The 3,070-nt window shown below is 59.1% G+C and carries 2 protein-coding genes and 1 pseudogene; 1 reads left to right on the top strand and 2 read right to left on the bottom strand.

The annotated features are described in order from the left end of the window. Together ACH2EH_RS21705 and ACH2EH_RS21700 are read right to left on the bottom strand one after the other, a co-directional pair. The coding region (locus ACH2EH_RS21705) for a TIGR03364 family FAD-dependent oxidoreductase (protein WP_395145019.1) at positions 1–793 on the bottom strand (793 nt) is incomplete at its 3' end. A gap of 11 nt (positions 794–804) precedes the next feature. Continuing rightward, positions 805–2,040: an MFS transporter gene (locus tag ACH2EH_RS21700; RefSeq protein WP_395145017.1), complete on the bottom strand. Its 1,236-nt coding sequence runs from the start codon at positions 2,038–2,040 to the stop codon at positions 805–807. A 235-nt stretch (positions 2,041–2,275) separates the two neighbouring features. On the opposite strand from ACH2EH_RS21700, the pseudogene ACH2EH_RS21695 reads away from it, so the two are divergent. Continuing rightward, positions 2,276–3,070, top strand: a pseudogene (locus ACH2EH_RS21695) (hypothetical protein); the annotation flags it as partial.

Raw genomic sequence — 3,070 nt, 5'->3', positions numbered from 1 at the left:
CGTAGCGCTCGTACTCAGCATACTCTGCATGGAGGCGCGCTTTGAGCGCCGCCAGGCTCGGGCAGCTTTGAAAAGACTCGTAGTGCGCCAGAGTGAGTCCTGCCGCGAGCATCGGGCCGAGCCGCCAGCTGCCTGGCTGTGGTGTGGTTCGCATCATCTGGAGCTTGCAAACGGAGAGCGCGTGCTCGGCGGCGAGTGCCTCAGGATAGAGTATTGCCAGCTCATGGCCGCTACAGACAACAAGCTGGGCGCTCTGAAACGCACCTGCCGATGTACTGAGACTCGGGTGAGAGTAGCCAAAGACCGTGGTGCCAAAGTGAAACGTGACACCGTAGCGCTCGGTGAGAAACGCGGGGAGTGTCGCGATTACTTCGCGCGGATCCACACAGATCTCGGTGGGGCTCCAGAGGGCACCCTGGAGATTTTTGCTTCGAATGCCCCGCGCCTTATCATGAACCTGTGCGGCGCTCAGCCACTGGGTATTGGGAAAAGAGAACTCCTGCAAGACAGCGGCTTCGTCATCCGCGTAGGCTAGGTGTAGAGAGCCCGTCTGCTCATGCCAGATTCCTGCCTCACCCAGCACATGCAGCCAGTGCTCCCGGCTTCGTAGCGCCGTCTCGTAGCGCTCTCCGAGGGGCTGGCCGATCGGCCAGAGCATCCCGAAGTTTCGAATACTCGCGCCCTCGGCTTTTGCGCTCCGCTCGAATACCACCACTTTTTTACCCGCACGCGCCAGATGATACGCATGGGACAGCCCTAAAATACCCGCACCGACAATTGCCACATCAAACATAATTGGCTCCCTCAAACATCGTGCTTTTTCTGCTCCTTCCAGAAGTAGAGAGCCGGAATCAGAGAGGCCAGCAGCACGCCTGCGAGCGTGAAAAACGCTCCGCGCCAGCCCAGTGCCACCGAGAGACGTGCCATACTCTCTCCCGCCAAGACACCTCCCAGATACCCAACCCCATCAATAATGCCACTCGCCGTCGCTCCTGATTTTTTGCCACCAAAGTCCAGTGAGAGTGCCCCGGCCAGAAACGAGTAGGGACCGATCAAAAAGAACCCGATGGCCGAGATCACCACTATAATCAGCGGACTACCTGCCGGTAAGAGTGCCAGACTTGCTAGAAGTGCCGCGATAATAGGCAGGCTGAGCAAGAGAATAAATGCCCTGCCAGAGCGGCCCAGCCCGTCGGAGAGCTTACCCGCCAGCACAACCGCAAAGCCTCCAAATAGAGGGAAGAGCGCACTCTGATTGGCGGCACTGGCCTTGGTGAGCTTGCCAAACTCCACCAGATAGGTAGGGGACCACTCATTGAAAGTCTCCCGTGCAAGAGTGAAAGCCAGAGAGATCAGGCAGACACACCAGAATCCGGGGGAGCGCAAAAAGGCACGGGAGTCGGGAGTTTCTCCGTCGGTGGTTGCGCATGGCTCATCGGTGAGCTTGGAACCCTCACGCAGAAAGAGTGCATTGGCAATCAGCAAGAGTGTCAGTACGCCCGCGCCTCCGAAAAACAGCGCCTGCCAGCCCAGCCCTGCGCCAATCAGCGCCCCGTGAAAGAGCCGTGCCGCCGCATCACCAAAGAGATAGGAAAGGCTAAGAATACCCACCGCCGTGCCGTAGCTCGCTGCCGGGTACCAGCTTGCCGTCACTTTTACCGCGCCGGGCCAGCCGAGCGCCTGAATCAGCCGGTTGAGCACCCAGGCCATCGTGAAGAGTGGCAGGGTTCCGGAGAGTGCAAACATCACATTAAAGAAAATCGCGCCGCCCATCCCAAGCAGGAAATTGCGTCGCCCGCTCCAGAAGTCCGCCAGTGCCCCCGAGGCGAATTTTCCACAGGCATAGGCCAGCGTCGCCGCCGACGCCACGCCACCGAGCGCGATCTTCGCCGCCGCTGCGTCCATCGTGCCGTTCGCGGAGAGATACTCGATGAGCTGTGGCTTGGCGACCGAGAAGCTGGCGCGGCAAAAATAATAGCCTGCGTAGCCCAGAGTGAGTAAGAGTAGGGCTGTGGTGGGGGAAGTGGGGGAGCGTCGCATAAATTGATTACTATCGAGCCTTTTGCATGAATCGTTATCCGCCCACTGAAAGTGGGCATCTGGGGGCCTGCGGCCAAAAAGTCGCTCCGCGACTACCAAGTTCCTAAGTTCTCAGTCGCGGAGCGACTTCGTAGCCGAGGAACGAGGCTCTATCGTTACGTTAGATAATATACCGCTTGCATGACGGAACATGAGTTAACAATTCGTGAAACTTCACCAAAAAGCATGGTGTACAATGAGCAAGGAGACAGTCACCGTAATGCGAGTAAGCAAGTTATCTCTGGCAGGATTGATATTTCTGGGGGCAGGGGGTGTTCTGGAGGCGGGGTGTGCGGGGACAAGCCCGAACCTTGCGACACCCCAGATGCAGACACCGTCGCTGGGTAGTGGGCTGGGAGGGCGCTCCGTCGCGGGACTGCCGCCAGGCGCCGCCGCCGATGCCGCACTGCCGCCCCTTGAGGCGATCCAGACCCCCGAGAAGACTTTTGTCCAGCCGCCCTACGTGCAACTTGGGAATCGCCCCGCCTTGGGGAGCAAGACCGAGGGGCTGGAGCTGCTCTGGATCGCTCCGGCGGGTGCCAAGCTGGAAGAGTGGAGTGTGGAGATACGGCCTGCGATTGCGGGCGGAGTCTGGAAGAAGATTACCGGGAAGCTCGGCGCGAAAAATGTCGCCGTGGGCGTGATCGAGCCGCAGACTGTCATCAACGCGCCTCTGGACGGGCTCGTGCCTGGCAAGCTCTTTGACTACCGCATCTCAAAGGCAGATAAGCCCGTCTTTGCCGCTCGCACCCGCGCCCGCAAGACCGCAAAAGAGCCTCAGCGCTTCGTCGTTTTTGGAGACTGTGGGCAAAATACCAACGGTCAGAAACAAATTGCGGTTCAGACAGTGACAGCCAAGCCGGACTATGTCTTCATCACGGGCGATATTGTTTATGGTAAGGGCTTGGCCAGTGAGTACGTCAAAAACTACTGGCCTATCTACAACGCCGAGACGGCTACTGCTGAGGGCGTCCCACTCCTGCGTTCCACG

The organism is Armatimonas sp. (assembly GCF_043760365.1).
Classification (GTDB): domain Bacteria; phylum Armatimonadota; class Armatimonadia; order Armatimonadales; family Armatimonadaceae; genus Armatimonas.
This window is presented reverse-complemented; position numbering and strand designations above follow the sequence as displayed.